Below are 25,852 nucleotides of genomic sequence, written 5' to 3'. Positions count from 1 at the left end.
TTATTAAACATAGAAAATGAACATATCTGGACGATTATCCATTCGTAAAAATTCATGTGATTGAACCGTAACCCCAAACGAAGTAGTAACTTCTTGTTTTGGTTCACTTGAAACGAATTCAACTGTAAACGGAGCCCCTTCTTCTATCGCTCTTTTCAGTACCTCAAAAGGTGCAAAGGAGACAAGTTCTCCAAAACCGTCAAACAATACAATTTGTATTTTCATTTTTAGAACACCTCCTATGGTTTCTTATTTGAATCCCAAATTAGGAGAATACATGTTATGTACAAATTAATAATGAAGATAGTCTTTCTCCCCTCACTCTATAAACTTCCAAATGTTCTTCTAATTTCCTCTTATCACTTATTACACTTAGTGTTTTCTTCACAAAATTCCAATTTAAACTACCGGATAACCATAGTAACGAAGAAAGTCTTTTGTAATCATTTGATGTTACAATCTTATGAGCCTTATACCCTTCTAAAAATGCACTAGCAACACTTGAACATACTTCATGCGAATGTATTCCTTCTGTTCGAGAATACCACTTTAGTAAAAAGGCTAGTCCTTCAATACGATCAACATATCCAATCGATTCGACATCTACAATTCCTTTTACCTGCTCACTTGAGTCCCATAAAACATTCAAAGGATTTAAATCTGTCTGTACGATAAACTTTAATTCACTCGTATATGCACACTCTATATGATATGTAGCTAGATTTATATACTCCCGTAATTCTTTGCATGCGCTTGCCTTACTTTCTAACATATGAATAAACTGGGCATACCCATCCAAATGTGATTTCTTTTGAAAAATCAAACTTTGAAATGCGCAAGATATGTCATGAATCTTTCTTGCTTCCTTTCCAAAGGCTTTTGCGATAGCTTCTGTACAATGTGTAATATGTTCTCCCTCAATCCAATTAGACAAGACAAATCGGTATTGTTTCTCATTCCAAGCGACAAGTGTAAATGGCTCTCCTGCCCTATTCTTGTTTATCTGCATAAAAGGAATTCCATGTTCGCGTACATAATACGTAAACCGTACTTGCTCTTTCAGGTGTTCGTTTGATAACGTTCCAAAAGCTGGATTGATTGTTCGCTTGCTATTTATAAATCTTGCAGAATATCGCTTTCCATTTACGATGATTTTATAGTGTAAATCTGTATGCCAACTGTTCTTATGTAATTCTTCTTCCACTGCTAATGTATGAATTTCTTTAAAATAATTCATTACTACATTTCTTATTATGTGTTTCACCACGTTCTCTCCTTCCATACAAAAAATTAGGGTACATGTAATTCATTGCGCTTCCCATAACAAAATGTATTTCACTTCATTAAGCATAGCTAGGATATTTCAAATAGGAAATAGAATTATAGAAAATAGTAGATGGGAGGCCTATTATTGAAGAGATTAACATTTGGTATAATTGGAGCATTAAGTATCACTTTATTAATTGGATGTACAAGTAATTCAAATGAGACGAAAGCTTCCAATAAAGAAGCACCCACAGCAGTGAAAGAAAAAGAATTTGCATATGAAAACGTTATGTTTGAACAAAAAGAAGTGAGAAAACTTGAGATTAGTCCTGTAAATTCAAAAAGTAGTAATCAAGTAGTAAATAAAGAAAATATGAAAACAATTTTCACAAGTATGGAAAGCGCAGAGAAAAAAACACTCCTTCTAGATCAAGAGGCCAAAAACTATATACATTCAAAAATGAAGGTTACTTATCAAGATAATTCTATACAAGAATTCTTTGTTTGGATAGAGTCTGATGGTGACATCGTAATAGCAAAAACGAGCGATGAAACACACGGTGAAGGTTATGATTTAAGTGAAGATAATTCTAAAAAAATCATTCAGTTTTTCGAAAAAGAATTCTAAAACGAATTACGCCACAAATAAAAAAGCCGCATTTGCGGCTCGTAAACTTATAGAACTAACTCATGTCTATCGTTTCATCGCATCAACAAATTATTCATCAAATAGAAAATAATATCCTACATAGTTACATACATTTATAAATCCTACATTTTCCACAACTGCGACAGAAGACTTGTTCAATTCCATACAGTCCCAATATGGAGTAATGTCATTCTCCAAACAATCTTTCACAAAACTATGAGCTATCGTTTGAGCTAATTTTCTCCCCTGGTGCTCTTCTATTGTTTCAATATCTATACAGTGTATATTTTCAAATACAAATCCTGAAAAACAAACACTCACAATTAGATCACCATAAACAATGCAATAACCGATTCCTTCATTGAAAAAACAATCTGGTGAAGACCAAAACTCTAAAATTTTTGATTGTAAAAAATCAATGTTCTTAAATGTGTTATTATTATTTTCATAGAGAGCTTTACTCATTTTTAGCACAGTATATCCCTGTTCAAATTTAGGCTCATGATGATTTTCATAATCCTCTTTTCTTAGCATATACACTCTTTGATTCCAACTCTTTAAGTTACGGTGCTGAAATATTCTTTCAATTGTTTTGTTCCACTTTGAATGATTACCGATTCCTTCAAAACAATTTAGTCCAACCTTTTTCGCCTCAGGTTTTATTACATTATTAATAAGATGATTCATTTCTTTATTAAACTCTTCATTTTCAGCATTTCCAATAAAAAAGAAGCCATCATTATTACCTAACCAAATGAGTCCCGAATTAGGAGAAGTCTCGTTATCTACAAATATTCGACCAGGATTCACCCCTGCAATTACAGCTTTGACTTCTAATTGACCTCGTTCATTTATTAAACTACTACATTTATAAAAATCATTCTTGCTTAATTCAGAAATCATAAGTTAAACCACCTTTTTGAAATCGCTTTATTATAACTTTAACACTATGACAGAATATTCTCTATTCTTTTTAATAGTTGTTTTAAATCAATGAAATATATAATAAAGGAAAAAGCCAATCTCCAACACAATAGAAGATTGACTCTTTCCTTTATTTATTCCCCTGTTTCAGAAAATCGCTTTATACGTTCACCAATTTCATCACGAACACGTTGAAATTCGGACCACTCTTTTCCTGCTGGATCATCAAATCCCCAATAAACACGATGCACATCCGGCGGAGTAGATGGACAAACAGAATCTGCATGGCTACAAAGCGTAACGACTAAATCAGCACGATTTAAAATGTTTGCATCAATTATATCTGATGTTTGATTTGTTATGTCGACATTTACTTCGTTCATTGCTTTAATTGCGTTTGGATTTACTCCATGTGCTTCGATTCCTGCAGAATACACATTCCACTTATCTCCTAAATATTTCTTTCCCCATGCTTCTGCCATTTGGCTTCGGCATGAATTTCCTGTACATAAAAAGTAGATTGTCTTTTTGTTCTCCATGTTGTTTTCCACCTTTATTTTTAAATTTAGACTGATTGATCATTAAAATATTTACGTTTAAACCAAAAAGCAACGTTTACAAGTGCAATCATGACAGGTACTTCAACTAAAGGACCGATAACAGCTGCAAATGCTGCGCCCGAATGAATACCAAACACACCAACTGCTACAGCAATCGCTAACTCGAAATTATTGCTACCTGCTGTAAATGCTAACGTTGTCGTCACCGGATAGTTTGCACCAATCTTTCTTCCCATAAAGAAAGAAACAAAAAACATTACAATAAAATAAATGAGTAATGGAATTGCTATTCTTACTACATCTAGTGGTACGCTAACAATCATCTCTCCTTTTAAAGAAAACATAATAATGATCGTAAATAGCAATGCAATCAATGTAAGTGGACTAATCTTAGGTATAAACACCTTTTCATACCACTGTCTTCCTTTTAACTTAACTAGTACAAAGCGCGTCAACATACCTGCTATAAAAGGAATTCCCAAATAAATAAACACTGATTTTGCTACTTCTATCATTGTAATATCGACAATAGCACCTTCAATCCCTAACCATTCTGGAATGACTGTTACAAACACGTATGCATAAATGGAGAAGAATAACATTTGAAATACCGAGTTAAAAGCCACTAAACCTGCCGCATACTCTTTATCCCCATCGGCAAGATCGTTCCAAACAATGACCATCGCAATGCAACGTGCTAATCCAATCATAATGAGACCAACCATGTATTCTGGTTTATCAGGAAGAAAAATAATTGCTAACACAAACATAAGTACCGGACCAATAATCCAGTTTTGTACTAATGATAAAACTAACACTTTAACATCTTTAAATACTTGGCCCATTTCCTCATAGCGAACTTTCGCTAATGGTGGATACATCATGACAATTAAACCAACTGCAAGCGGAATAGACGTCGTGCCAACTTGTAATGTATTCAGTCCGTCTACTACACTAGGGGACACAAACCCTAAACCAATCCCAACAGCCATCGCTAGAAAAATCCATAGTGTTAAATATCGGTCTAGAAAAGATAAACGTTTCATTTTATTTTCCATCTCCTATTAACAACAAGAATTTTTAGCTACTTCATTAGAAATCGTACAACAAGATGACTCTTCAATTTTGTGAACATCACTATGTGCTTTCGTATAAAAGAATTCCCACTCATTCCCATCGGGATCTGTTACCCAAAACTTATCTTGTACTGCATAGCAACAAGTCGTATCCATCTCATCACGCGCGAAGAAACCTTCTTTTTCTAATCTTTCTTTATGTAATGTAATTTCTTCAGCTGTATCCACTTGGAAACCGAAATGATTTACCTGATTTCCCTTCACTTCATCTCGTACGTTCAGCGTAAAATTAAGTCCTGGCGTCTCTAATAAAAATTTTGCATAATCCGTTTTCACTTTAACTGGTGATACACCAAATACTTTTTCATAAAATTCAATGGACTTCTCTAAATTCGTAACGTTTATACCAACGTGAACATATCTCATACCTTATTCCTCCTCTTTACATATCATTAATCAATTTTTTTTGATTAATAAATTAAAATTTTAACAGCAGCTACCTTTGCCTGTTTTTCTAAAGATACAGCACAATTCTTCTGATAATAAATTATTCACTTCCGCATCATTTAAATCATAATAACTCCACGTACCTTTTGTTTCTTTTACAATTAAACCTGCGTCTAATAAAATCTTTAAATGATAGGACAACTTAGATTGTGTCATTTCAAAAATCTCTGTTAAATCACATACACACGTTTGGCCTCTCTGACAAAGCTCATACATGATTTCTAGACGTTTCTGATCCGCTAATGCTTTAAACTTTTTCTCATAGAGCTGGAAATTTTGCGCCACTGTAGTTCACTCTCCCTTCATCAATTTTTTTTGATGTTTATAGTATATACGTAGATGAGTTCTATATGCAACTTGTTAATCAAGTTTTTTTGATTTATCAAAAAAACTTCCTCGCATCATCACTTTGCTACAACTAAAAAAGACCATAGCCTTTTCAAAAATGAAAAACTATGGTTCTTTTTACAACTTAATAGTTACAACATTTCCGAGAAATGGAGTCTCTATAACTATTTTTAATTTTAATTTGATCATTATAGAGTAGTGCCCCGTCACCCTCAATCTAAGAAAAACAAATACCCCAAAATGAGAAAAATCGATATAACTCTTGTTTTTGGTGCATATTCATAAAAAGCACGTTACCCTTTCTCATTAACATAAGAGAATAGTAACGTGCTTTTTATTTCAAAAATAGTCTAAATCCTTAAGTTGATGGTTGTGGGGCGGGACCCTAATAAGAACGGTATCTAAGGTTGTATGAGTGGTGTTCGTTCCATTCCAAAGGCCTCTGCCGACGATTAACTCAAGTACCGGTTTCGGATAACCCCCATGTGATGAAGCTCGTGTCCTGCAATGCTGTACGCGAGGGCGCGCGCCGTAATGCTTAGGTTGTTGGCTGTGCCCTTGCGGATCCACGCCTCCGCTGGTAGCCCGCGCAGTAATGTAATCGTTGATTGCCGTACGGCCCGGTAGTCTTCGGCCAATTGCGCGGTTGTCCAGCTTCCGAAAGGAGGTATGAATAATTCCTGATCGAAACCGGTCAAAGGCGTCTGGTCCCCTCTTGCGAACCGGAGCAGGCGGTAGGTCATGACGCGTTCCGCGTCTGTAATGTGGCCCACAACTTCTTTCAGTGTCCATTTTCCTTCCGCATACCGATATGCGGCCTGGCTTTCGGTCAATGATGCCAGGAGTTCGGTCATTTGCTTTTCCTGAGCAAGTAAAATGTCGATGATGTTACCGTCCAGCACTAATCGGATATATACGCCGGAGCTCCCGGCGTATTCTTCTTCTGACGGTCTTTGATTCATACGTAATCACCTCTTTATGTATATATAGAAAATTATAGCACTCGTCTATGTCTAATCAATTCGCGAAATAATAAAACTCCCCTTCTAATAATTGAGGATAAGCAACTATTTAGTCGGTCGCCACACTATCCTGATTCGTTAGCACAATAAGCAATGCTAATCAATAATGCATAAAAATTAGAAGTTATACAATATTTCAAAGTTATGAATATATATTAGTTTATTCCAAAACATACATAAATACATTTTGTCGAAACTATTAAAAAGGTAAATTTTCTCTAGCTGGAGAATTAATAATTGTTTTACCAATATGTAAACATCTCAATTTAAAACTAAAGGAGAACAAAATGGGAAAAATAATTGTATCGATGTACCTCTCACTAGATGGTGTCATGGAGGAACCAGCTTGGACTGCTCCATACTTCAATGAAGAAGTAGCAAAGTTTCAATCCAATTTACTGTTTGAAAGTGAAGCGCTTCTACTAGGGCGAGTAACCTATCAAGGTTTTGCAGCTGCCTGGCCTTCTATGACTGATGAAGAAGGTTTTGCTGATAAGATGAACAGCATTCCTAAATTTGTTGCTTCAACAACTTTAGAAAAAACCGAATGGAATACAAATCTTATCAAGGATAATGTTATAGAAGAAATATCGAAACTGAAGGAACAGCCCGGTCAGAACCTTTTAATCTATGGCAGTGGTGATCTTACACAAACATTAATGCAACATGACCTCATTGATGAATATCACTTTATAGTCAATCCCGTTATCGTAGGAAGCGGAAAGCGTCTCTTTAAAACCGGAAACGATACAAAAGCTTTAAAACTGATCGAAACAAGAACGACCAGTTCAGGTGTCGTTATTCTTTCCTATCAGCCGGAGAAAAAAGAATAATTATTGATAAATTATATAAACAAAAAAACTCATCAGAATAAATCCTGTTGAGTTTTTTTATAAGATAATACATATATTAATTTATAAAAATCATACGGGTTAGTACTTTATCAGTCATACCTACATAGGCATCGGATATTCCATATGTTTGTCCTGTTTGGAGAGAGCTCATTAATACCTCCATATCTAGCTGTATATACTCTGTAGCTTTCTTTATTCTTTCATCCTGAAAATAATCAGGTTTGCAATTTTTACAGCCCATACAAAGACAAGGATCCAGAGAGTAATGATAATAATGCCTGTTATCCAATTCTTTGGTTTGCTTGTTATCTGTCTTTCCTCTACCTTTCTTTTACAATCCTCCAACACTTCTTTAGGAATCAGTTTTAATGCCAAGTATACACCTAATGGTACAAGAATCAAATCATCAAGATACCCCAAGATTGGAATGAAGTCTGGGATTAAATCTATAGGACTAAAAGCATACGCAACAACAAGCATTGTAAATAATTTAGCATACCAAGGGACTCTTTCATCTCGATATGCCAAATAAAGTACAAGAAGTTGTTTTTTTTAGTTTCTAGCCCATTTTTTCATTTTTTGTATGATAGATATTTTTTCTTCTGTTTCTATCGGTTTATTTTGATTCAAATTATTCCTCTCCCATTTTATTACTACGTACATCTTCTCAGAATTGTTCTTATTAACTGTATAATAATTACATAGCTACTATTGAGTCTAATACTTTATTTTAATAAAAACTATTTATAATATAAAACCTAATGATCAGTCTACATTTTATTAATCAATAAATTAGAAAGATAAGAGATAAGAAACACGTTTAAATCAACTAGGTTTAATCTAATCCAGTTTTTAAATGGGAACAAGCATGTGAGGGAGGGATCTCCAGATTTTCGTTCTGGGGTATTCTTTAATTTTAACCTGATAAACATAGGATATGTGTTGTTTTAAAGAAAATAGAAAAAGCGTATTTTGACTAGATAATCAAAATACACTTTTTTCTTTCTTTATTTATTTTGTAAAAGGTGTATAGGTTTAGCCGATAATGATTGTTTTGCTGCTATCCATACAACAATTATTGTTGTTATAACAGATAAAAGTATACCTAAAATGGACCAAGTCATATCTATTTTCATCGGCATTTGGAATAAGAAGCGTAAAGTGATGCCTGAAAAGGCTAGGGCAATTCCAGCGCCAACTAATCCAGCCGATAGGGAGATAATCGTGTTTTCTAATAAGATAGACTTCATCAAATTACTAGAAGACATACCAACTGTTTTCATAATAGCAACATCTCGTGTCTGTTGCATTAAGCGAATGACAACTTGATTTCCAATTGTAAGAACAGCTGTTAAAAATGCGAACAACGCTACAATTGAGAAGAAAGCACTTTGCATTTGAATAATATACTGAAGACTATCGATTGCTGTAGCAGCAATTGAATATGCCATTGCTGAACCAGGAAGTTTTTCATTTAATTCTGTTAATATAGTATTTATCTTTTTAGGATCACTATCTAAGGAATAAGTAATTCGGCTTGGTTTCCCATATGTAGCTAATGTTTCAGTTGGAATACGGATGCCAACGGTTTTAACTACACCAGATTTAAAGAAACCTATAATTTCGCAGTTTACTAATTCATTTCCAATTTGAATGTCAACTGTATCACCGACTTTTACACCTAATTTCTTATAGCTGTCCAAAAGAATTGCTTTTTTCCCCTTTGCATCCGATAGAGCTAAATCACGCCCTTCAGATATCATATAGGATCTAGAGTTAAGAGAGGTATCTACCCCTTCTATTGAAATTTTAGTTGAGCTAAAAAATTTATCATCTTTTATATTTTTCATGAATATAGATGCTGCGTCCACTCCGTTAATATTTTGGAGTCTTCCATCTAATTGATAACCTTTTTTCGATCCTTTTATGTCCTTAATAGATTGTAGCTGCTTTTCAACGTTCCCTTCGTCATGAATGGAACTTGTAATAAGGATATTTCCCATTGCCTCTCTTTCCAATTGACCTTGAACTGACTCAATTAAATTGTCTGCAAATACATGACTAGAGACAACAGAAACAACACCAATAGTTAAGGTAACTGCCAATAAACCATTTCGTTTACTTGTAGTAGCCATGTTGTGTAAAGCAAGAAAGAGGCTTTGTGGCATTATGCTTTTCATGGCGCCAATTAATCTGAATAATAAAGAATATATAAACCCTATAAATCGGACAAAAGTAAAAATAAATAACAGAACTGCAGTTGTAAGTAAAAGAGCAAGAAACCACTTAAAGACTGCGTTGCCATTTGTATTTGTTGTGAAAGCTATATTGTAAACATAAATAGAAAGAATGCCACAAGTAAATATAAAAAGTTGAAATTTCTTTTTAAATGGTAAAGCATAATTCACACTTGTGTTCTCAGTATCACGTAACATTTGAAGTGGTGATACACACATTCCACTTTTTACTGGTATCCAAGAAGCTAAGAAGGTTACAATTAATCCCACAATAATTGTTGTAAAAATTACGGACCATGAAATTCCCCAATGTAGCGGTAGTGAAAGCACGTCTGCTAGATAGGACGTCAGCCAAACACTAGCTAATAAGCCGAGTACAATCCCACCAACTGTTCCGAGAATCGCTAGCCATAATGCTTCTAATAGAAAATATCGAATAATATATTTAGTTTTCATTCCTACGGACTTCATAACAGCGATATCATGCGTACGTGAAGCAATAATGACTTTCATTGTATTAGAAGTAGTAATAGCGGCAATTCCAAGAGCTAATATACTGAAAAGCTGAAGAAATGGTAACAACATCCGTAAATCTTTCTGTTTCTCTAGCTCCTTATCCTGAACATCTATTACACTACTTTGTGGTAATTGTTTTTGAATATTCTTTTTAAAAGAAGAGATATTAACATTTTCATTTAATAAGATTAATGCTTCATTAATTGTGCCTGCAGGTACATTTAAAAGCTGCTGTGCTTGATCTAAATGTAAATAGGCAGTTCCAAAAATTGAAGCATCGCCATAGGATTCTTGGACACCTTCTACTAAACCACTAATTTTATAAGAGGTCATTGCCCCAGTAGAACGGTTAGGAATCTCAACTCTATCTCCTACTTTGACTTGCAAACGGTCAGCTGTATTTTTGGAAAGTAGTAGTTCATCTTTATGTAAAGTACGAATATTAGGAAACAGATTATCACCAAAGAAAGGATAGTGGTTCGTTTCAATTCCCTTTACAATTAAACTTGTTGTTTTCCGATCAGATTTGACCATACTTTGACCTAATAAAGAAGTTGTGAGCGCTTTCTGTTCTTCTTTAGGAATGGAAGAAATAAGAGTTTCGCGATCCATCGGTTTTAAATAGGATTGAACTGACACATCCCCTCCTAAAAGAATTTTAGAGGATTCGTGAATAGATCGCGGAACCAGCTCTACCAACATAGACATAGAAAAGAAACTAGCTACTCCTATTAAAATACTGAACACAGTAAAAAAAGTTCTTAAACGATTACGTGCTAAACTACGTAGTGCAGATTTTAGTAGCATGGTGTTATGCCACCTTCTTGCTCACTAGATTTTGTATGGTCGTTAAAGGTTTCTTGAACGAGGAGGCCATCTTCCATTTTTAAAACACGATCTGAAAGTTTTGCCACATGCGTATCATGTGTAGCAATAATAAACGTCATCTGGAGTTGGTCACGTAGTTGAAAAATTAAGTCCAAAATATTTTTTCCTGTTTTGGAATCTAAGTTCCCAGTTGGTTCATCAGCAATAACAATGGCTGGATTATTTACTAATGCACGAGCAATTGCTACACGCTGTTGTTGACCTCCAGATAGCTGGCTTGGTAAATGATGATATCGTTCTTTCATCCCAACAAGGTCCAACATTTCCCTAGACTTTGTTATCATTTCTTTTTGGCTTCTTACTCCAGCGCACATAAGTGCCATCATAACATTTTCTTGAGCGGTCATTGTTGTGATTAAATTATACGATTGAAAAACAAAACCAATCTTTTTTGCACGGAAATCAGCTAGCTTTTCTTCTGACATGGAGGTAATATCTTGTTGTTCAATAATAATACGTCCTTCGGTAGGGGTATCCAATGATCCCAGTATTCCAAGTAGTGTGGATTTTCCGCTTCCACTAGGACCAATAATACTAACAATCTCTCCAGAATAAAATTTAGTGCTAAGCCCTTTTAAAATTTGAATTGTTCCTGCTTCGGTTTCATAAGCTTTCTTGATTTTTTCTACTTGAAGGATGGTTTGTTTGTTTATCATCCTTTTCCCTCCCGGCCCTTTTAAATTTTAATGTAAAGACAACTATTGTTCTAATTAAAACTATAATTATTACAATAATGGCACCTTTTGCATTTCCCCATGTGAACGAATCTAGCGATGTGAATAAATAGATGGTATATCGAAGAATGAACCAGATAGCAGTGATAACTGAACAAAAATATATACTAGCATATGTAAGAAATGCTATTTTATAGTGCCTGTTCATCCTCTTAATTGTATCATTAAATTGCTTTCGATAATCAGGCTTGAAAAAAAAGTATCCCAGGAGACCACTTTTCACCAATTGGAAGGTTCTAGTATGCAAGTTTGCAATTCCTAGAATGTCAGTAAGAACCCAAAAACCGTCATATTGTAAAAATGGATATAAGTTATATAGAACTGTAATGAGTATGAATTGATTTGCTACAAAAAATTCCTGGAATCCTGAAATAAAATAACACAACTCAAATAATATAAATATCCATAATTCAAAGTAAATTCCGCCCAGGTCAATAACTACTCTTTGTCGTCTAGGCAATCGCCAGGTATCACTTAAATCAACAAATAAAACAGGCCGCATCATATAAAGACCCATTCCGACGTCTTTAGGTTGTATTTTATATCGATAAGCAGCAACTATATGACCAAGTTCATGGATAATAATAGAAAATAATAGCAGCAAAATTGCAATAGTAAATTTATAAACGGATCCAAATGTGTTTGATATATTTTCAGTATTAGCCTGAAAAAAATAATGTATTAGACTTATACTGAAGAAAATACTAAATAAAACAAATACGCCCCGAAAGAATAAGAATTCGAAATATTTGGATGCCTTTTTTAAGTAAGAAGCGTGGAATATTGCTATTCTAAATGTAATTGCAGAGTGATGAGATGCTTTTTTTTCAGAACCAACTAAAACCCCTTTTGGTAATAGATGTTCATTTATCAGTTCTGTTAACTCATTTATAGTAATATTGCCATCGTGATTCGTTTGTACCATTGTACATATATCTCCTATGGATGTGGTTCCATCCATATAATTGAATAAATTTCTCAGTGATTCAGTGACTTTTAATTGTAATCCGTTATCAAATTTTATTAAATAACGAGGCCCCTCCTCCCAAACATCCATATTATAAACTTCGTATGGAATTAACTTTGGAAAGATATTTTGCGATGCTGTCAAATTGATCACATCCTTTAAGAGAAAGTAACCCCACAATGGTGAAGGTATTTGTGGAGTTATATCTTTTTATTTAATTAGTTCTAAAAAGGCAGTTTCATTTTTCTTAATATAAGTCGAAATGGTTTGATGTGAATCATTACAGTAAGGTTTATTAATGGCACCATTTCGCATTAAATTAGCATAAGCACATCCTCCACCACAAAATAGTGAGATACTACAACTACTACACTGTTCGGAGTCAGTAATATCTTGATCCCAAATAGCATGCTTATCAGCATCTAAATTGTATTCAGGAAAAAAGGAACCCACTGCAGTTTCTGGCTTACCTACGGCCTCAGGACAAGCGTATATTAAACCTTCTGCACCAAATGCATAGAAACGCTGTTCTCTCGCACTACATTCTTTAAAATAAGGTAAACTATGCATGACAGAAGAGCAGGAATCAAGTTCACTTACCTTCTCCCAGTCAAAAGTTCGTATGGCTTGACGGATTCTAGAAGTACGAATGTTAAGGTCTGTACCCAGTTTTGCGTTAAATTTATCCATAAATTCTTCTAAATCTCCGAAAATATTATAAATTTCGGCGAGTAATTCATGCTCTGGAAGGTGATTTGGTAGATTATCTCCGTAATGATCAGTAACAGGAGATACCTGCCAACCAAAATTAGGATAAGTATTCCAATGTTGATCTTCGATAAAGGTTGCTAATTCTTTTACATATGCAAGATTATCTTTATTCACATTAGTACGTAAGCCTACTGCGAAACCACGCTCTAATGCCAGTGAAATATTAGCAGCAATTCGATCGAATGTTCCTGTGCCACCAGCTGTAATACGTCGTTGATCATGAATATGTTTCGGTCCATCAATAGAGATTTGAAAATAATCCCAGTTCTCTTTGTAAGGCTCTAGAAAATCTAAGAATTCATGCAAGAATGTACCATTTGTAATGGCGTACATACGAAAACCGTATTCTTCTATTCCACGTTTAACAACTTGTTCAACTGTCTTTCGAGTTGTTGGAAGCAATGGTTCACCACCATATAACATCATGCGGTGGGTTGCATTCTCAAATCGACCACGTTCATTCTCCATAGACAAAATGTTATCAACTGCTTGGAACATTTTGTCTACTTCAGCAGGGGTTAAAGCATGTGAAATTTTATGTATTTCATGACCTTGGTAACAATAAGGACATCTAAGGTTACACATATATGTTGTGCATACGTTGAATGTAACTCCGGAATTACTATTTGCTAAAGATTCAGTCATCCGATCACGAATAATAGTAAGTTTATTTAATTCTTCATCACGGTCATTAAAAAGATAGCCACGTTTTGTTAAAAATGAGAGAAGTTCTTCTAATTCAGGATAAAGAGTTAATTTTTTATTACGCTTAATATCATCTAATACTTTTTTTATGTCTGTATTAATTACATCGAGTGCGCCACTTAGTGAATTGATTAGAACGTAATTTCCATCAGATAATTTATATGTTGAATTATAGGTACTTGCTATCATAGCTTAGTTCCTCTCCTTATATTGAAATCTCTTCTTTAATAGTTTTTAAATATTCGAAAACCTTTTTATCTGTTTGTGGACAGTTTGGTTGATTCAAGTTCCCATGAACTATAAGAGCTTCAGCAGCACACCCTCCTCCACATATAGGTGATGAGGCACAAGATTTACATTGTGGAATGGTAAAGGAATTGAATTGTTTCCACTTTTCCCACTTCCAATCTTGGCGAGAGAATTTAGGGAAATAATCGCCGATTTTGAACTCTGATCTTCCAACTAAATCAGGACAAGCATATATATGGTTATCAGGTCCAAATACAACTCGTTTCCCTTCAGCAGATTCACAATAGACTATATTGGGAACAACCATTTCAATTTTATTTTTTAATTCTGAATCTAACTGCATAATTGGTTTAAAGAAACGGTACATATCAGCTCCGAAGTTAAGAGATTTTTGTTTTTCTAATTTTTCAAAATCAGGAATATTTTTTTGTAATTTTTTTACAATTTCATAACCCTTCATTAAATCTTCTCCTAAGCCTTTACATGTATGATCTGTGACAGGCGAAAAAGAAATTGAGAAATTTTCATTTTCAAATAACTTGTTTTTTTTGTAATAGTCTACAAGAAGTGAAACATAATCAATATTTGTTTGGTCTATATTGACTCTTACAATGGTACGAATGCCATGATTAAGTGAATCACAAATACCTTTTTGAATTTGATCAAATGTACCTTGACCTCCCGTCATAATACGTCGTTGATCATGAATATTCTTCGGTCCATCAACTGTAACCATAATACTCAGTCGATCACGGTAGTTTTGGAAAATCTCTACAAAAGAAGAAAGGTGATAGCCATTTGTATTGCAACCAATTTTGAAGTTACGCTTAACAGCTTCTTCACAGATTTGTTTGACTATTTTTTTAGTAAAAGGAAGGAGTGGTTCGCCTCCAAAAAGGTTAATCATACCGATTTTATAACCACTTTCTTTATGAAAGATGTCTATGGCTTGCATAACTGCTTGGAGTTGTTCTTCGGTTAAAGCTGTTATTTTCTCATGAAGGCTATGGCTTTCAAAACAATATGGGCAACGAAAGTTACATGTATATGTAGGGCAAATAACATACTGCATTTCATTTCCAGCGTCTACAATATTTTTAGCCTGCCATAGTCTATGGTCCCGATCCTCTGTGTTCTTAAATACGTAACCTCTATCAATTAAAATTTTAGTAGCATTTTTCTCTTCGTTAGTTAAATTTTTGTAATCTCTATATGACAATGTATCGATAAAATTAATTAAGTCATGAGAAAAAAAATCTACAGCACCAGTTAAGGTATTAATCATTAGAACTTCCTCGTTTAAAGGATATCGTAAATGATACTTGTTAATAATCATCAAATCACCCTTGTATAATTATTTTCTGTTCTTGCTAGGCAAGAACAGAAAATAATGAATTTAGTAACTAAGTTTATTAAAAGGTATAAGTATTTCGAGTGTTTATTTACTGTAAGTATAAATTAGATTTGGAAGCAACAATTAAAGCAGCAATTATCACAACAAATTGAGCAGTTGAAGCATTTCATTTCATCCCTGTTTTCAAGTGTTTCCATTTGATCAGCTAACTTTGTCCAAAGCTGTTCATTGTCATTAACTGAACGGATTTTAAAAGATTTTTTTTCCATTTTTAAATCCCCCTCTATTATAGTTGCTTTGTTTTCATATAAAATAAAATGAAAGTGGATTCTGATATAAAATAGCTTTATGAAAATAAGTTGATAAACATTGAAAATTACTTTGCTATACCAGAAAGCTTCCATTATTTGGAGCCGGCTCAATAATTATAATAAATGGAATCATATGTAATTAGCAACTTCAAAATTCGGAATATTTCGTGACAGATTTTTCAGATATTAAAGTATAGAAATGGTGTTATAAAGCTCACAAACATTCAAAAATACATACATAAAGAAATTCGTTCTCCTGAAAGAATAAGAGTAACCTGAACTATCTACAGAAGGGACGGATTGTATGATAACCTTTTTTTCATGAGTTTTGTGGTTTATCATTTGTGCCTCATATTTCTACTTTTTCACGTGTAGGTGCTTGGTTTCGAGAAGAAGGCATTCCTCTGCTTCACGAACAGGTACTAAAAGAAATGCATCGTGATTGATTCCTTGTGCTTTAATTAAAAGTACCGCCACTGTACCTACAAAACAACAATTGTGTGATAATTATCCATCATTATATTGTTATCCCCATAGCAAAGTATCATTTCATTCTACTATGAAGCATTCCTCCTCTTTTTTAGATAGAAAAAGAGAGTCCCTTTATAGGCACTCTCTTTTATGTATATCCTCTATGTTTAATCGATTACGATTTCATGCATATTTAGCATGTTTAACTTTTCTTTATAAAAACTCAGTACTTTTTGAGCATGTTGTATAGTCATTAATCTATCTTAAACAGTAAGTGATTCAAAATACGGATAAACGAATATCTGTAGCATAACCATTTAGCTGCACGCACTGTTCTAAAATCAATGAGGATTCCTCATCTAATTTCCGACACGATTTGTGCAGCATTAAAAGGTTATGAGTTTTTGGGACTGTTCTACCATTTAGTGCAATCTTATGTTCCATAGTTACGGTACGACTAGCACGTTCTAGAAACTCTTCTGGCCCATACACTAAAAAATCAACTGGTGTTTCCATAACATCGTAAATACCCCAATTGATACGATTAATGACTCCCCTTTTTCTTGCTCCTACACCTTCTACAACAATACAGAGATCAAATTCACTGTCTTCATTTGGTGTGCCATATGCATGAGAGCCAAAAAGGATGATTTTTTGGACAGAAGACACAGTTTCACGAATCTTTTGAGCCAATAGGTCCAATTCCCTTTGTACTTCTTCGTTAATCCGAATCACTCCTCGGATAAAGTAATTATATTGACGTTTAAGTATATTATACATGCGTTGCTCTTCTCCTTGCTATTACATATTTATTTTTATATTGTTCTCTTGTTTCCCAACGTTCTGCAATGCTTGATAACATTCGTATACCTGCTTAAAATCCTGTAAGAATCCATCATCAGAGATACTATGAAATCCTTTGAAGTTCTTTCTACACCAATATAAGAGATCAAATTCATCCTTAGCTAAAAAAGAATCTGGATTGAAATGAATAAATGCCTCTGCTATACAAGCCAGAAGCAATGGTATCATTTCAGCATCCTCTTTTGATAAATCCAGTACAGATACAACGGGGTATACTGCTTATATTGATAGTATTCCCACATCCATCAACTTGAAGGCTTTATAATGCCCCTAAAACAAAAAAATTACGCATTTTCACCTGGAGATGCCCATTTTCTCGTTTTGGGATATTTGCTTTTCTTAGCTTGATTGGCATGGGGCGGGACCCCAAACAGTACGATTTTATTTCAAAGACACAACGATCTTACTACACACTTTTTATTTATCCCACACTCTCATCTGCTAGTATTACTATTTTTTATTACTAATGTTGCCGTTTCACTCGGATGGCTAAGAGGAAAATGATGGCCATATGGAACAAAATCAACCTTACCAAGATGCGATGGAGCAGCATAAGCTCTGTCATAATCCCCCCAAATAATGTGAAGATTATACTTTGTTACTTCATTGAAATCACCTTGATCGTTTTTCAGTAATAAACTGTTAAGCTGAACCGTAGTATTTAAAATTCTAGGATAAGTAAAACTTTTACTTATCTTTTCAATATAATGTTCAGGGATGCTCTCCATACTTTCAAACAAACCATTACTTAATAAATAACGCCCTATCAAATTAGTAGTTGCCAGTTTTAATGTCCATTTGTTCATAAATTGAGGAACATTTAGGGATTTAGCATTTTTTTTAACAACAGGTGGCTGAAGTAAAGTGATTGCATACTTCTTATCTATGTACTCTTGTACCAATGCTTCCAGAAGAATAAACGCACCGAATGAATGGCCAATTAGATGTGCACCATTCGTAGCTTTCTCCAATAACTTTTTCACTACATTCAAATAGATATCTAGAAGATTTTTCTCTCGTTTAAAAGGAGAACGTCCCAAACCTGGAAGATCCAAGATCCATACAGGTTGACCAGTTTTTTCATGAAGCTCTTGTGCTAAAGGAAATAAATCCTCTCCATCACTCAATAAACCATGTAATAAAATAAACGGTTGACCCACTCCTTGTAATTGGTAAAGGGTAGTGTTATCGCATAATGTTCGTTTAAATAAATGATTATGCTGGCCATTTTGATACATCATTCGATAATCCAGATCAGCTACTACGGCAGGGAAAAATTTCATTACACTCGTCTCCTTAAACCAATCTCCTCCCATAATTTTTTTCGCTGAAACATTTGAAAATTTTTGTTTTGTAATAAAATTCAGTCCATCAGAAGGAATTTTTGTTATTTTACTTCCTCCACTATTCATAATTGCTTTCATAAATGGCATTGGAACAGAGATTTTTGGTGCCCTCATATTCATACTTTCCGACATAATACTTAATAATTCAGCAATGTTTTGATCGTGCTGTTTGTCTTCAACAAGTGTATATGTTTGAATAGTCGGTTGCTCCAATCTGAAAACCTGCACAATAAACTTCGCAAGTTCATCGTTTGAAATAAGTGGTAACCTATATCCCTTACCTCCAGGAATCACTGGCATGAGCCCTCTTCGCATACTCATCACAAGCAAACCTAATCCTGCTATCTGCTCTGTACTTCCTGTTTTACTACTACCAACTACAGTTGGCGGATTAATTACAGAAAGCGGGTAACCTACTGCTGATGCCTGCTGACGGATATAAAGATCTGCTAAAAATTTTGTTCTCTCATATGGATTTTTTATTTTCAAATAATTGTTTCCTTCTTTAAACACATCAATTGCAATCTTGCTATTTTTATCATCAAAGGGACTCATATAACCTACAACATGAATAAATTGTTGCAAACCCTTCAATTGATGAATACTTTTAGCTAATTCACTAATATGTTTGGCGCCATTTAAAAATACGGAAGCTGCATCTTTACTTGTCGCTTGAATATCCATGGGGCCTCCTGCGTGAATAATCACATCCGTTTTCAATACCCTCTCCTTATCTTCACCACTTAGACCTAAATCTATTTTCGTCAAATCACCTTCAATAAAGTGCATAACATCCTTTTTTAAGATGTCTCTTTCTTGAAAAATGCTTGTTGCTTTACTTTTCGACCTCACTAAAAGAAGAATTTTAACATCCTCTTTGGCTAATTCTTTCACTAATTGCTTTCCAATAAAGCCTGTTCCACCAGTTAAAAATACTGTTCTCATATAAGATCCCCTTTTTAGTACTACTTAGTACTAATTTGATGTAAAAAAAATGCTTCTTTTATCGAAGCAATTTTAAAAAATGATCTGCTGTTTTCGTGATTACAGTTGCATCTTTCAATGTTTCTGAAATAAATAACGCTCCTTCAAGATTTGTAATAAAAAGTGATGCAACCTCATCAATATGAATCGTATTTCTGAATTCTCCATTCTCTATCCCTTGTTTAAGTAATAGAGAAACTTTCTTTTGTAATCCTGTAAAAAAAAGACCTATTTTTTCTTTTATTTGCGTGGCCTGTGTAGGACTTTGAATATAAAGAGTAATAAATGGACAGCTTCCCTTATACTCTCTCGATTGAACTCCTTGTGATAATTGCTTTAAAAACAGTTGGATACGATCTTCAACTAAAAATTGGTTCTGAGAAATTATGTCATCAATTGCAGATTGATACATTTCAATCCAATAATCAACGACCGCTTCTAATAATACTTCCTTATTAGAAAAGTGATAATACACATTAGACTTTGAAACTTTGCTTACACGTACTAATTCATCCATACTTGTATAAGCAAACCCTTTTTCTAAAAATAATGTTGCAGCTACTTCAATCACACGTTTTTGATTCATTAATTTTACCTTTGTCATAACTAGAACTATATAGTACTAATTTAAATATCGCAAGTATTTATGTTAATTTTTAAAAAATTTCGATTAAAAAAGTTCCACTACCATTGATTTTACTGCAAAAAAATCTTATTTTGAATAAAGTTGAACTGAACCCCGAAATTGTTCATTCACTATTGTCTAATAGAGGTCACCATACATACCCATCACAACTTTAGAAAAAGAAATACCCCCAAAACAAAAAATGAACGGCTTCTCAGAATAATTATCTGTAGAGAAAGAAAATTTTAATTTAGGGGGATATGAAAGTATTAGCTTGATGGTGATGTGGTGCTCTCCCAATATGTAAATAAAAAGTAGGAGGAGCCTATATTAACAGACTCCTCTTTAAAATAGCCATTCTATACATGTTAGAAATAAATTCATTTTATTAATAATGAATATTCACCGTTTTTATCATCGAATTTATATACATTTAAATAATATTTACCTGGTTTCGCTGCGAATTTCCCCTTTATAACATTTCCTTCATCTTCACCACAAGCTACATAATTTTGCATGTCTGATTCATGATAAAGCACCCATGTCATCCCAATATTTTGTTCATTTACCACAGAAATATCTACTTCTTTTGGATCTGTAACATTAAACGTATAAACATCTGTTTGATTAGGAGTAATCAGATTTCCTTTTACAAGCGTATTAAACGGGAGTACCTTCTCCTCTTCATAAGATTCACCTGTTTGCGGATCTTGTTTTACAGTAACTTTTGTTTGTTCTTTGCTTTCTTTTCCTCTACTATCTTTTACTGTTAGTTCCACAGTGTATGTTCCTTTTTCTCCATATACATGGGTAGGATTTGCTTCTGTACTTGTAGTACCATCTCCAAAGTTCCATAGATAAGAAATAACTTTTCCATTTTCACTTTTTGTACCATCGCTATGAAATTGAATCTCTTCATTTACTATCCCACTGTATGGTCCATTCATATTTACTGTAGTAGTTGTTTTTTCCTTTTCCTCTGTTGCGACACCATGAAAAACAATATCATATTCAAACTGGTTAGCTGCATTCACACGATAGTTTACAAAATAGGCTGTAACTGTTTTATAACCACTCCAACCTTTTTGGGATAACTGCTCTAAAGTTTGGTTTACTTGTTTACTCATCGCTTTCCAATCTTCAGACTCACCTTTTGATGTACCACCTGTGTACTTGCCTTCCACGGTAAATGTATTAAAGAATTGCGACTCATATTTTGTAATTTTGGCATCTTTTATATTTGCTACATCCACAATTTCGTTTTTCACTTCAGCTAGCGGCTTTGGTGCGTGTTGAATTAAATAATCATTTGTTACTTGCGGTACATTATATTTTTCTTGATTATCAATCAACTGCTGCATATACGCTTGATATTCTGCATTCAATTGTGTATTGTTGCTCAATGATTCACGATATGAGTCATAATTTTTCACATCGTTTGTACGGATTAAATCTTGAAGCTTATCAAATGTTTCAAATTGATGATTATACAAATATGACTGTAGTGCAAAGGAATACTTATAAAAGTCCCATGATCCATATTTTGAGAACAAAGTTTGCTTTGCTGTATAACGGCTTGCTGGATTAGATGATAAGCCACTTATCATACTTTTACGCGGAACAACATTATTTGTACGTGTAGATCCTGCAAAAAATTCTGCATTTCCTTCTTGGAACCAAGTTAATCGTTCATTTTGATACATTTCTCCGCTTCCAAATAAACCAGGAACCTCATACCTTCCTTGTAAATAATGAGTGAATTCATGACGGAATAACTCTTCTAAACTATAAATACTCTGCTTTGGCGTACGCTCATATGTAAAGAAGGTCCCCTTCTCTTCAATATAAATTCCACCGTTGTTTGTTTCATATCCATATAATTGTCTATTTAATTGATATTCATCTGGATTATTATAAATTACTATTGTTAGTACATCATCAGCGTTACCTGGTTCTAGCGCTTTATCATTACCAATTACACGGTGATATTGTGCTTTTACTTCTTTGGCTGCCCAATATAATTTCTTAATTTTTTCTTCTGTTACTTTATCTCCCGTCTTGAAGACAATTGATCCGTCATCAAATGTATATGTTTTAGGTAAGTATTGTCGTTTCCCTTCTTCACGTATTTTCTGTAGATCTACTGCATTTCCACTATAATCTTTTCCACCATAGTTTGTTTTCATTTGTTCTACTGCTACAAAATAAGGTCCACTTAGACGAGGATACAAGCTCATCGCTTGTGTAATAACTTCCAATCCTTTGTATGGATTACTATGAAATTTCCCTAAACGACCTGCATAATAAATGCCATTATTAATTAGCCAACTATTTTCATTTGTTATATTCCCCACGAGAGCAATTCTATTAACCTCATTTATAAAGTTATCAATCTTTCCATACCACATTGTTTCATTAGGTTGCTTATTCGTATCCTGCAAATAAGACTGTATATCATAATCAATTCCTTTTACAATTTCATATACGGCTTGTCCTTTCGCATAATCGCTTTCATACGTAGAAAGATTATCATTATATTGTTTTAAAATATTTACCGCATACTGTACTGTTTCAGTATCACTAGAGGCATTACCAATTAATTTTCCATACGCAGTTACGACTCTATCTTGCTCAGCTGTACCTAATTTGAAGTTTGGATTTTTCGCAATCGCTTTCAATGCGGGTAAACACTTGTCATGGAAGCTTCTCTCTTTTAAGTAACTTAATTCATTATTATAATATCCCACATAAAAAGCAGAACGTAATACTTCAACAAATGTTTCAATGCCCTTTGAATTTTCTTTTGTAAACGTCCTTCCTCGTTGTCCTAATTCATTAATGATAACGTTCATGCGTTCTTTATTCTGATAAAATGCTTTCGTATCTTGATTGAATTGAAATAAATCCGTAATTTGATTCCAAGAAATTTTTGATAATGTATCAATGAGTTCGCTATTAGGCATTTTATTCAGTTCTGCCAAAGTATAGCTTTGCTTTAATTGAATTTCATCACGTTTCATAACCGGAGTAGGACGTTGTGAAAAATCTCCTATTTTTAAACGCTCTTCAAAAGTCAAAGTTTCGTCCGCTTTTGTAGCATGTACAATTTCATCTTTTGAAGTTTCTGTCCCCATTGGTTTCATCTGTAAGATATTATAGGGTGCTGTTTCTTCTGCTGATACCTGCGTTTGAATACTTCCAAATGATAATGCCATTGTACTAATCCCAATCATCATTTGGGTGAATTTTAAATTCTTGTTCATTACATTTCCTCCATTTATATATTCCATCCAAAAATATAACATTTTATCTTAATAAATCATTATAATATGTATTATTTCATATTTAATTACATGAATTTCCCTATAAACTGATATTAAATAAAACATTATAGAATTTTTTTCTTTTTTCATTCTTACTCATGAATTGGGTATATCTTTTGTTTGAAATTTACGGGTTCATCACAAGAAACCAAACTCTCTGGCAAGATTTCGTAAGATATTTAGCGATAAAAATCTTTGAATTTCTTAAGTAAATAGTTGTAATTTATCGGATACAGAAATAGACATACAAAAACGTCATCCTTTCTTATTAATTTTACAAAAAGAATAACGTATTTTTTCATAAAAAATACTCGTCAAAGTGTAAAACAAAAAGGCTATCTCAGCCCTTTTTGTTTTATAAATCCTCTATATTATATTCGGTATATCCCTCATGATAGTAAATAATATTAATACTTTTCATGAATATTTCATGACTATTTATTTCGTCTACTAATGCATTTTGGAGTAAATGCTTAATTTCAATATCTTTAATTGGGCTGCGTTCCATTGCAGTAAATAATCTTCTTTATCAATTTTATTGCAGTCGACCACCTGATGAAGTTCATTTTTAAAGATTAAATCTAGCCATATTCTATTCTCTCTACCGTTTCCTTCTCTAAAGTGGTGGCTATATATATATTCATTTCAACTTAAAGAGAGTCTGTGTTTTGGCACAAGCTCTTTTTTATTGCATTTCAAATATATTCAACAAGGTGAGTCTTTTTCAATTACAGCAATATAGAAAAAAAGTCTGGTTCTGATATAAAAACTTCAAAATAACCGCAATTAATCTATAAAACTCGGACATACTAATGAAGAAGCATTCAAACGAATCTGGGCTGTTTAAATTTGATTATAAAACTATTTTTCTCTAGCAAAATAAAGCAAGGCTATGGTCGGAAAAGCGATTCCTATCCATAATGTTAGATTCCATCCTCCTAAGGCATATGCCCATCCTCCAATAAAGGATCCAACAGCACCTCCTAAAAAGAAAATAGCCATAAATAGTCCATTTAATCGACTACGAATTTCTGGACTCAACGAGAAAATTAAACGTTGGCTAAGCACAAGGTTTGCAGATACTCCCATGTCCAACAGAATTGCAGCAATTACTAAAACAGCTATTCCAAAGGGCGAGCTACTTTGAATAAAAAGTGGGAGTATTAAAGAAATAATAACAACAGTGAGAGCTATCCCAGTGGCGGGTCGTGTCCAGCCAAGATCAGCTAGACGACCACCTATTGGAGCGGCTATTGCACCTGTAATTCCGACAAGTGCATATAATGCTATGGCAGTCTGAGAAAAATGAAAAGCAGGACTAGATAATAATAATGGAACAGTGGTCCAGAATAAACTAAAAGCCCCAAATACACAAGCATGATAAATGGCGCGACGGCGTAAAATTGGAGTAGTACGTAGCAGTTGCCACATTGAATTAAGTAAGGCTATATAATTTGTTTTTGCCTTTGGTTTCCTAGTAGGGAGTACTTTCGATAATACAAACGCTAAAACAATAATTACAGTAGCAGATAAAGCAAATATTGCATTCCATCCCCACATATCGGCTACTAGACTAGATATCGGTCGCGCAAGCATAATACCTAATAACAGACCACTCATGACATTGCCAACTACGCGACCGCGTGCATTCTCAGATGAAAGATATGATACAAGAGGTACGAGCACTTGCGCTGCGACCGAACCCAGTCCGATAAAGAATGAAGCAATTAACAACAAGGTTGCGCTTTTTACAAAAACCATAGAAATGAGTGCAAATGCACTTAAAAATAACAATATAAGTATCAATTTTTTATTCTCAACAATATCCCCCAAAGGCACAAGAAATAATAAGCCAACAACATATCCAATTTGAGTTAGCGTTACAATTAATCCAGCGCTACTATTAGAAAGCCCAATTTCATTACTAATTAGCCCAATTAAAGGCTGTGCATAATAAAGATTAGCCACAATAATACCACATGCAGTTGCTAAAAGAATGATTAAACCTGATGAAATGTCCTTATCAATTGCTTTATTTTTAAAATTAGACATAAGTATTTCCTCCCATACTTTTATTTCAAAATTACTAAATCACTTTGGCAAGTACTACTGCGATGCCATTTTTTATTGTAATAAATTAAGTCTGAGCTAATTTCCATTCTGCTTTTAAAAGGTCCAATTTCCTCTCTTTCCCCCCCCTTTTCTAAATGTTTTTTAGCAATGTAATTTGTGATTTTTGGAACCCAAATATATCCATACCATTACAAGATGTTAGTTAATTAATAAACTGAACGTACAGTT

General features: G+C 33.7%; 20 protein-coding genes and 7 pseudogenes. 3 read left to right on the top strand and 24 right to left on the bottom strand.

The window, feature by feature from the left end; translation table 11 throughout:
• Window positions 1-15: 15 nt before the first annotated feature.
• Both QCI47_RS12260 and QCI47_RS12255 read right to left on the bottom strand, forming a co-directional pair.
• Window positions 16-225, bottom strand: a pseudogene (locus QCI47_RS12260) (type 1 glutamine amidotransferase family protein); the annotation flags it as partial.
• A gap of 55 nt (window positions 226-280) precedes the next feature.
• On the bottom strand, window positions 281-1,264 hold the full coding sequence (locus QCI47_RS12255) for a phosphotransferase (protein WP_270722206.1): 984 nt from the start codon (window positions 1,262-1,264) through the stop codon (window positions 281-283).
• A 147-nt stretch (window positions 1,265-1,411) separates the two neighbouring features.
• Between QCI47_RS12255 and QCI47_RS12250 the strand changes: the two genes are divergently transcribed.
• Window positions 1,412-1,894, top strand: a complete 483-nt coding sequence (locus tag QCI47_RS12250) for a YhfM domain-containing protein (RefSeq protein ID WP_139339178.1) — start codon at window positions 1,412-1,414, stop codon at window positions 1,892-1,894.
• Window positions 1,895-1,984: 90 nt separating this feature from the next.
• Here the strand turns inward: QCI47_RS12250 and QCI47_RS12245 are convergent, their stop codons facing one another.
• The 6 genes from QCI47_RS12245 to QCI47_RS12220 all read right to left on the bottom strand — a co-directional run bounded on the left by QCI47_RS12245 (window position 1,985) and on the right by QCI47_RS12220 (window position 6,292).
• Window positions 1,985-2,818, bottom strand: a complete 834-nt coding sequence (locus QCI47_RS12245) for a GNAT family N-acetyltransferase (RefSeq protein WP_309423249.1) — start codon at window positions 2,816-2,818, stop codon at window positions 1,985-1,987.
• Between the two features lie 155 nt (window positions 2,819-2,973).
• Complete coding sequence (arsC, locus tag QCI47_RS12240) at window positions 2,974-3,378, bottom strand: arsenate reductase (thioredoxin) (protein ID WP_061130819.1); 405 nt, start codon at window positions 3,376-3,378, stop codon at window positions 2,974-2,976.
• A 26-nt stretch (window positions 3,379-3,404) separates the two neighbouring features.
• Window positions 3,405-4,445, bottom strand: a complete 1,041-nt coding sequence (gene arsB / locus QCI47_RS12235) for an ACR3 family arsenite efflux transporter (RefSeq protein WP_309423251.1) — start codon at window positions 4,443-4,445, stop codon at window positions 3,405-3,407.
• A gap of 18 nt (window positions 4,446-4,463) precedes the next feature.
• Complete coding sequence (locus QCI47_RS12230) at window positions 4,464-4,901, bottom strand: ArsI/CadI family heavy metal resistance metalloenzyme (protein WP_061130817.1); 438 nt, start codon at window positions 4,899-4,901, stop codon at window positions 4,464-4,466.
• Between the two features lie 60 nt (window positions 4,902-4,961).
• Entirely contained in the window at window positions 4,962-5,267 is a 306-nt protein-coding gene (arsR, locus tag QCI47_RS12225) for an arsenical resistance operon transcriptional regulator ArsR (RefSeq protein WP_000068188.1), read from the bottom strand.
• A gap of 515 nt (window positions 5,268-5,782) precedes the next feature.
• Window positions 5,783-6,292, bottom strand: a complete 510-nt coding sequence (locus QCI47_RS12220) for a DinB family protein (protein WP_353811799.1) — start codon at window positions 6,290-6,292, stop codon at window positions 5,783-5,785.
• 347 nt (window positions 6,293-6,639) lie between these two features.
• Between QCI47_RS12220 and QCI47_RS12215 the strand changes: the two genes are divergently transcribed.
• Window positions 6,640-7,185: a dihydrofolate reductase family protein gene (locus QCI47_RS12215; RefSeq protein WP_353811798.1), complete on the top strand. Its 546-nt coding sequence runs from the start codon at window positions 6,640-6,642 to the stop codon at window positions 7,183-7,185.
• Window positions 7,186-7,273: 88 nt separating this feature from the next.
• Here QCI47_RS12215 and QCI47_RS12210 read toward each other — a convergent pair.
• The 8 genes and pseudogenes from QCI47_RS12210 to QCI47_RS12175 all read right to left on the bottom strand — a co-directional run.
• Window positions 7,274-7,438, bottom strand: a pseudogene (locus tag QCI47_RS12210) (IS4 family transposase); the annotation flags it as partial.
• Window positions 7,399-7,734: a YkvA family protein gene (locus QCI47_RS12205; protein WP_048555286.1), complete on the bottom strand. Its 336-nt coding sequence runs from the start codon at window positions 7,732-7,734 to the stop codon at window positions 7,399-7,401. The gene QCI47_RS12205 and the pseudogene QCI47_RS12210, both read right to left, overlap by 40 nt.
• 479 nt (window positions 7,735-8,213) lie before the next feature.
• On the bottom strand, window positions 8,214-10,766 hold the full coding sequence (locus QCI47_RS12200; RefSeq protein WP_061130814.1) for an ABC transporter permease: 2,553 nt from the start codon (window positions 10,764-10,766) through the stop codon (window positions 8,214-8,216).
• Window positions 10,757-11,503 (bottom strand): ABC transporter ATP-binding protein, encoded by a 747-nt coding sequence (locus QCI47_RS12195; RefSeq protein WP_000608860.1) that lies wholly within the window; start codon window positions 11,501-11,503, stop codon window positions 10,757-10,759. Before QCI47_RS12195 ends, QCI47_RS12200 begins: the two co-directional genes overlap by 10 nt.
• Window positions 11,451-12,692, bottom strand: a complete 1,242-nt coding sequence (locus QCI47_RS12190) for a zinc metalloprotease (RefSeq protein WP_000127304.1) — start codon at window positions 12,690-12,692, stop codon at window positions 11,451-11,453. Before QCI47_RS12190 ends, QCI47_RS12195 begins: the two co-directional genes overlap by 53 nt.
• Before the next feature lie 66 nt (window positions 12,693-12,758).
• Window positions 12,759-14,213 (bottom strand): radical SAM/SPASM domain-containing protein, encoded by a 1,455-nt coding sequence (locus QCI47_RS12185; protein WP_048555288.1) that lies wholly within the window; start codon window positions 14,211-14,213, stop codon window positions 12,759-12,761.
• Window positions 14,214-14,229: 16 nt separating this feature from the next.
• Window positions 14,230-15,558, bottom strand: coding sequence for a radical SAM/SPASM domain-containing protein (locus QCI47_RS12180; RefSeq protein WP_229132733.1), 1,329 nt, complete (start codon window positions 15,556-15,558; stop codon window positions 14,230-14,232).
• A gap of 173 nt (window positions 15,559-15,731) precedes the next feature.
• Window positions 15,732-15,896 carry a hypothetical protein gene (locus QCI47_RS12175; protein WP_000412664.1) on the bottom strand — a complete coding sequence of 55 codons (165 nt, stop codon included), beginning with the start codon at window positions 15,894-15,896 and terminating at the stop codon, window positions 15,732-15,734.
• 353 nt (window positions 15,897-16,249) lie between these two features.
• Here QCI47_RS12175 and QCI47_RS12170 point away from each other — a divergent pair.
• A pseudogene (locus QCI47_RS12170) lies at window positions 16,250-16,413 on the top strand (ISNCY family transposase); the annotation flags it as partial.
• Window positions 16,414-16,576: 163 nt separating this feature from the next.
• Here QCI47_RS12170 and QCI47_RS30280 read toward each other — a convergent pair.
• From QCI47_RS30280 to QCI47_RS12135, 8 genes and pseudogenes are all read right to left on the bottom strand, one after another.
• Window positions 16,577-16,841: pseudogene (locus tag QCI47_RS30280) on the bottom strand (HEPN domain-containing protein); the annotation flags it as partial.
• A pseudogene (locus QCI47_RS12165) lies at window positions 16,818-17,189 on the bottom strand (nucleotidyltransferase domain-containing protein); the annotation flags it as partial. The pseudogenes QCI47_RS30280 and QCI47_RS12165, both read right to left, overlap by 24 nt.
• A gap of 21 nt (window positions 17,190-17,210) precedes the next feature.
• Window positions 17,211-17,515: pseudogene (locus QCI47_RS12160) on the bottom strand (hypothetical protein).
• A gap of 192 nt (window positions 17,516-17,707) precedes the next feature.
• Window positions 17,708-19,564, bottom strand: a complete 1,857-nt coding sequence (locus tag QCI47_RS12155; protein WP_353811797.1) for an alpha/beta fold hydrolase — start codon at window positions 19,562-19,564, stop codon at window positions 17,708-17,710.
• 58 nt (window positions 19,565-19,622) lie between these two features.
• Entirely contained in the window at window positions 19,623-20,189 is a 567-nt protein-coding gene (locus tag QCI47_RS12150; RefSeq protein ID WP_309423260.1) for a TetR/AcrR family transcriptional regulator, read from the bottom strand.
• A 419-nt stretch (window positions 20,190-20,608) separates the two neighbouring features.
• Window positions 20,609-23,491: a collagenase ColA gene (colA, locus tag QCI47_RS12145; RefSeq protein ID WP_309423262.1), complete on the bottom strand. Its 2,883-nt coding sequence runs from the start codon at window positions 23,489-23,491 to the stop codon at window positions 20,609-20,611.
• Between the two features lie 415 nt (window positions 23,492-23,906).
• Window positions 23,907-24,181, bottom strand: a pseudogene (locus QCI47_RS12140) (protein adenylyltransferase Fic); the annotation flags it as partial.
• A 231-nt stretch (window positions 24,182-24,412) separates the two neighbouring features.
• The gene (locus QCI47_RS12135; RefSeq protein WP_048556936.1) at window positions 24,413-25,603 is read right to left on the bottom strand and encodes an MFS transporter; all 1,191 of its coding nucleotides are present in this window, start codon (window positions 25,601-25,603) and stop codon (window positions 24,413-24,415) included.
• Window positions 25,604-25,852: the final 249 nt, after the last annotated feature.

The sequence above is a fragment of the Bacillus cereus group sp. RP29 genome (assembly GCF_040459765.1).
GTDB lineage: Bacteria > Bacillota > Bacilli > Bacillales > Bacillaceae_G > Bacillus_A > Bacillus_A paranthracis.
The sequence above is the reverse complement of the archived record's forward strand: the minus strand, read 5'-3'. Positions and strand labels throughout refer to the sequence as shown.

Excerpts from the sequence above, each read along its gene's own strand:
- QCI47_RS12215 (WP_353811798.1), top strand. The coding sequence starts at position 6,640 with ATGGGAAAAATAATTGTATCGATGTACCTCTCACTAGATGGTGTCATG.
- arsB (WP_309423251.1), bottom strand. The coding sequence starts at position 4,445 with ATGAAACGTTTATCTTTTCTAGACCGATATTTAACACTATGGATTTTT.
- QCI47_RS12220 (WP_353811799.1), bottom strand. The coding sequence starts at position 6,292 with ATGAATCAAAGACCGTCAGAAGAAGAATACGCCGGGAGCTCCGGCGTA.
- QCI47_RS12200 (WP_061130814.1), bottom strand. The coding sequence starts at position 10,766 with ATGCTACTAAAATCTGCACTACGTAGTTTAGCACGTAATCGTTTAAGA.
- QCI47_RS12155 (WP_353811797.1), bottom strand. The coding sequence starts at position 19,564 with ATGAGAACAGTATTTTTAACTGGTGGAACAGGCTTTATTGGAAAGCAA.
- QCI47_RS12230 (WP_061130817.1), bottom strand. The coding sequence starts at position 4,901 with ATGAGATATGTTCACGTTGGTATAAACGTTACGAATTTAGAGAAGTCC.
- QCI47_RS12180 (WP_229132733.1), bottom strand. The coding sequence starts at position 15,558 with ATGATTAATACCTTAACTGGTGCTGTAGATTTTTTTTCTCATGACTTA.
- QCI47_RS12150 (WP_309423260.1), bottom strand. The coding sequence starts at position 20,189 with ATGAATCAAAAACGTGTGATTGAAGTAGCTGCAACATTATTTTTAGAA.
- colA (WP_309423262.1), bottom strand. The coding sequence starts at position 23,491 with ATGAACAAGAATTTAAAATTCACCCAAATGATGATTGGGATTAGTACA.
- QCI47_RS12195 (WP_000608860.1), bottom strand. The coding sequence starts at position 11,503 with ATGATAAACAAACAAACCATCCTTCAAGTAGAAAAAATCAAGAAAGCT.
- arsC (WP_061130819.1), bottom strand. The coding sequence starts at position 3,378 with ATGGAGAACAAAAAGACAATCTACTTTTTATGTACAGGAAATTCATGC.
- QCI47_RS12185 (WP_048555288.1), bottom strand. The coding sequence starts at position 14,213 with ATGATAGCAAGTACCTATAATTCAACATATAAATTATCTGATGGAAAT.
- QCI47_RS12245 (WP_309423249.1), bottom strand. The coding sequence starts at position 2,818 with ATGATTTCTGAATTAAGCAAGAATGATTTTTATAAATGTAGTAGTTTA.
- QCI47_RS12135 (WP_048556936.1), bottom strand. The coding sequence starts at position 25,603 with ATGTCTAATTTTAAAAATAAAGCAATTGATAAGGACATTTCATCAGGT.
- QCI47_RS12175 (WP_000412664.1), bottom strand. The coding sequence starts at position 15,896 with ATGGAAAAAAAATCTTTTAAAATCCGTTCAGTTAATGACAATGAACAG.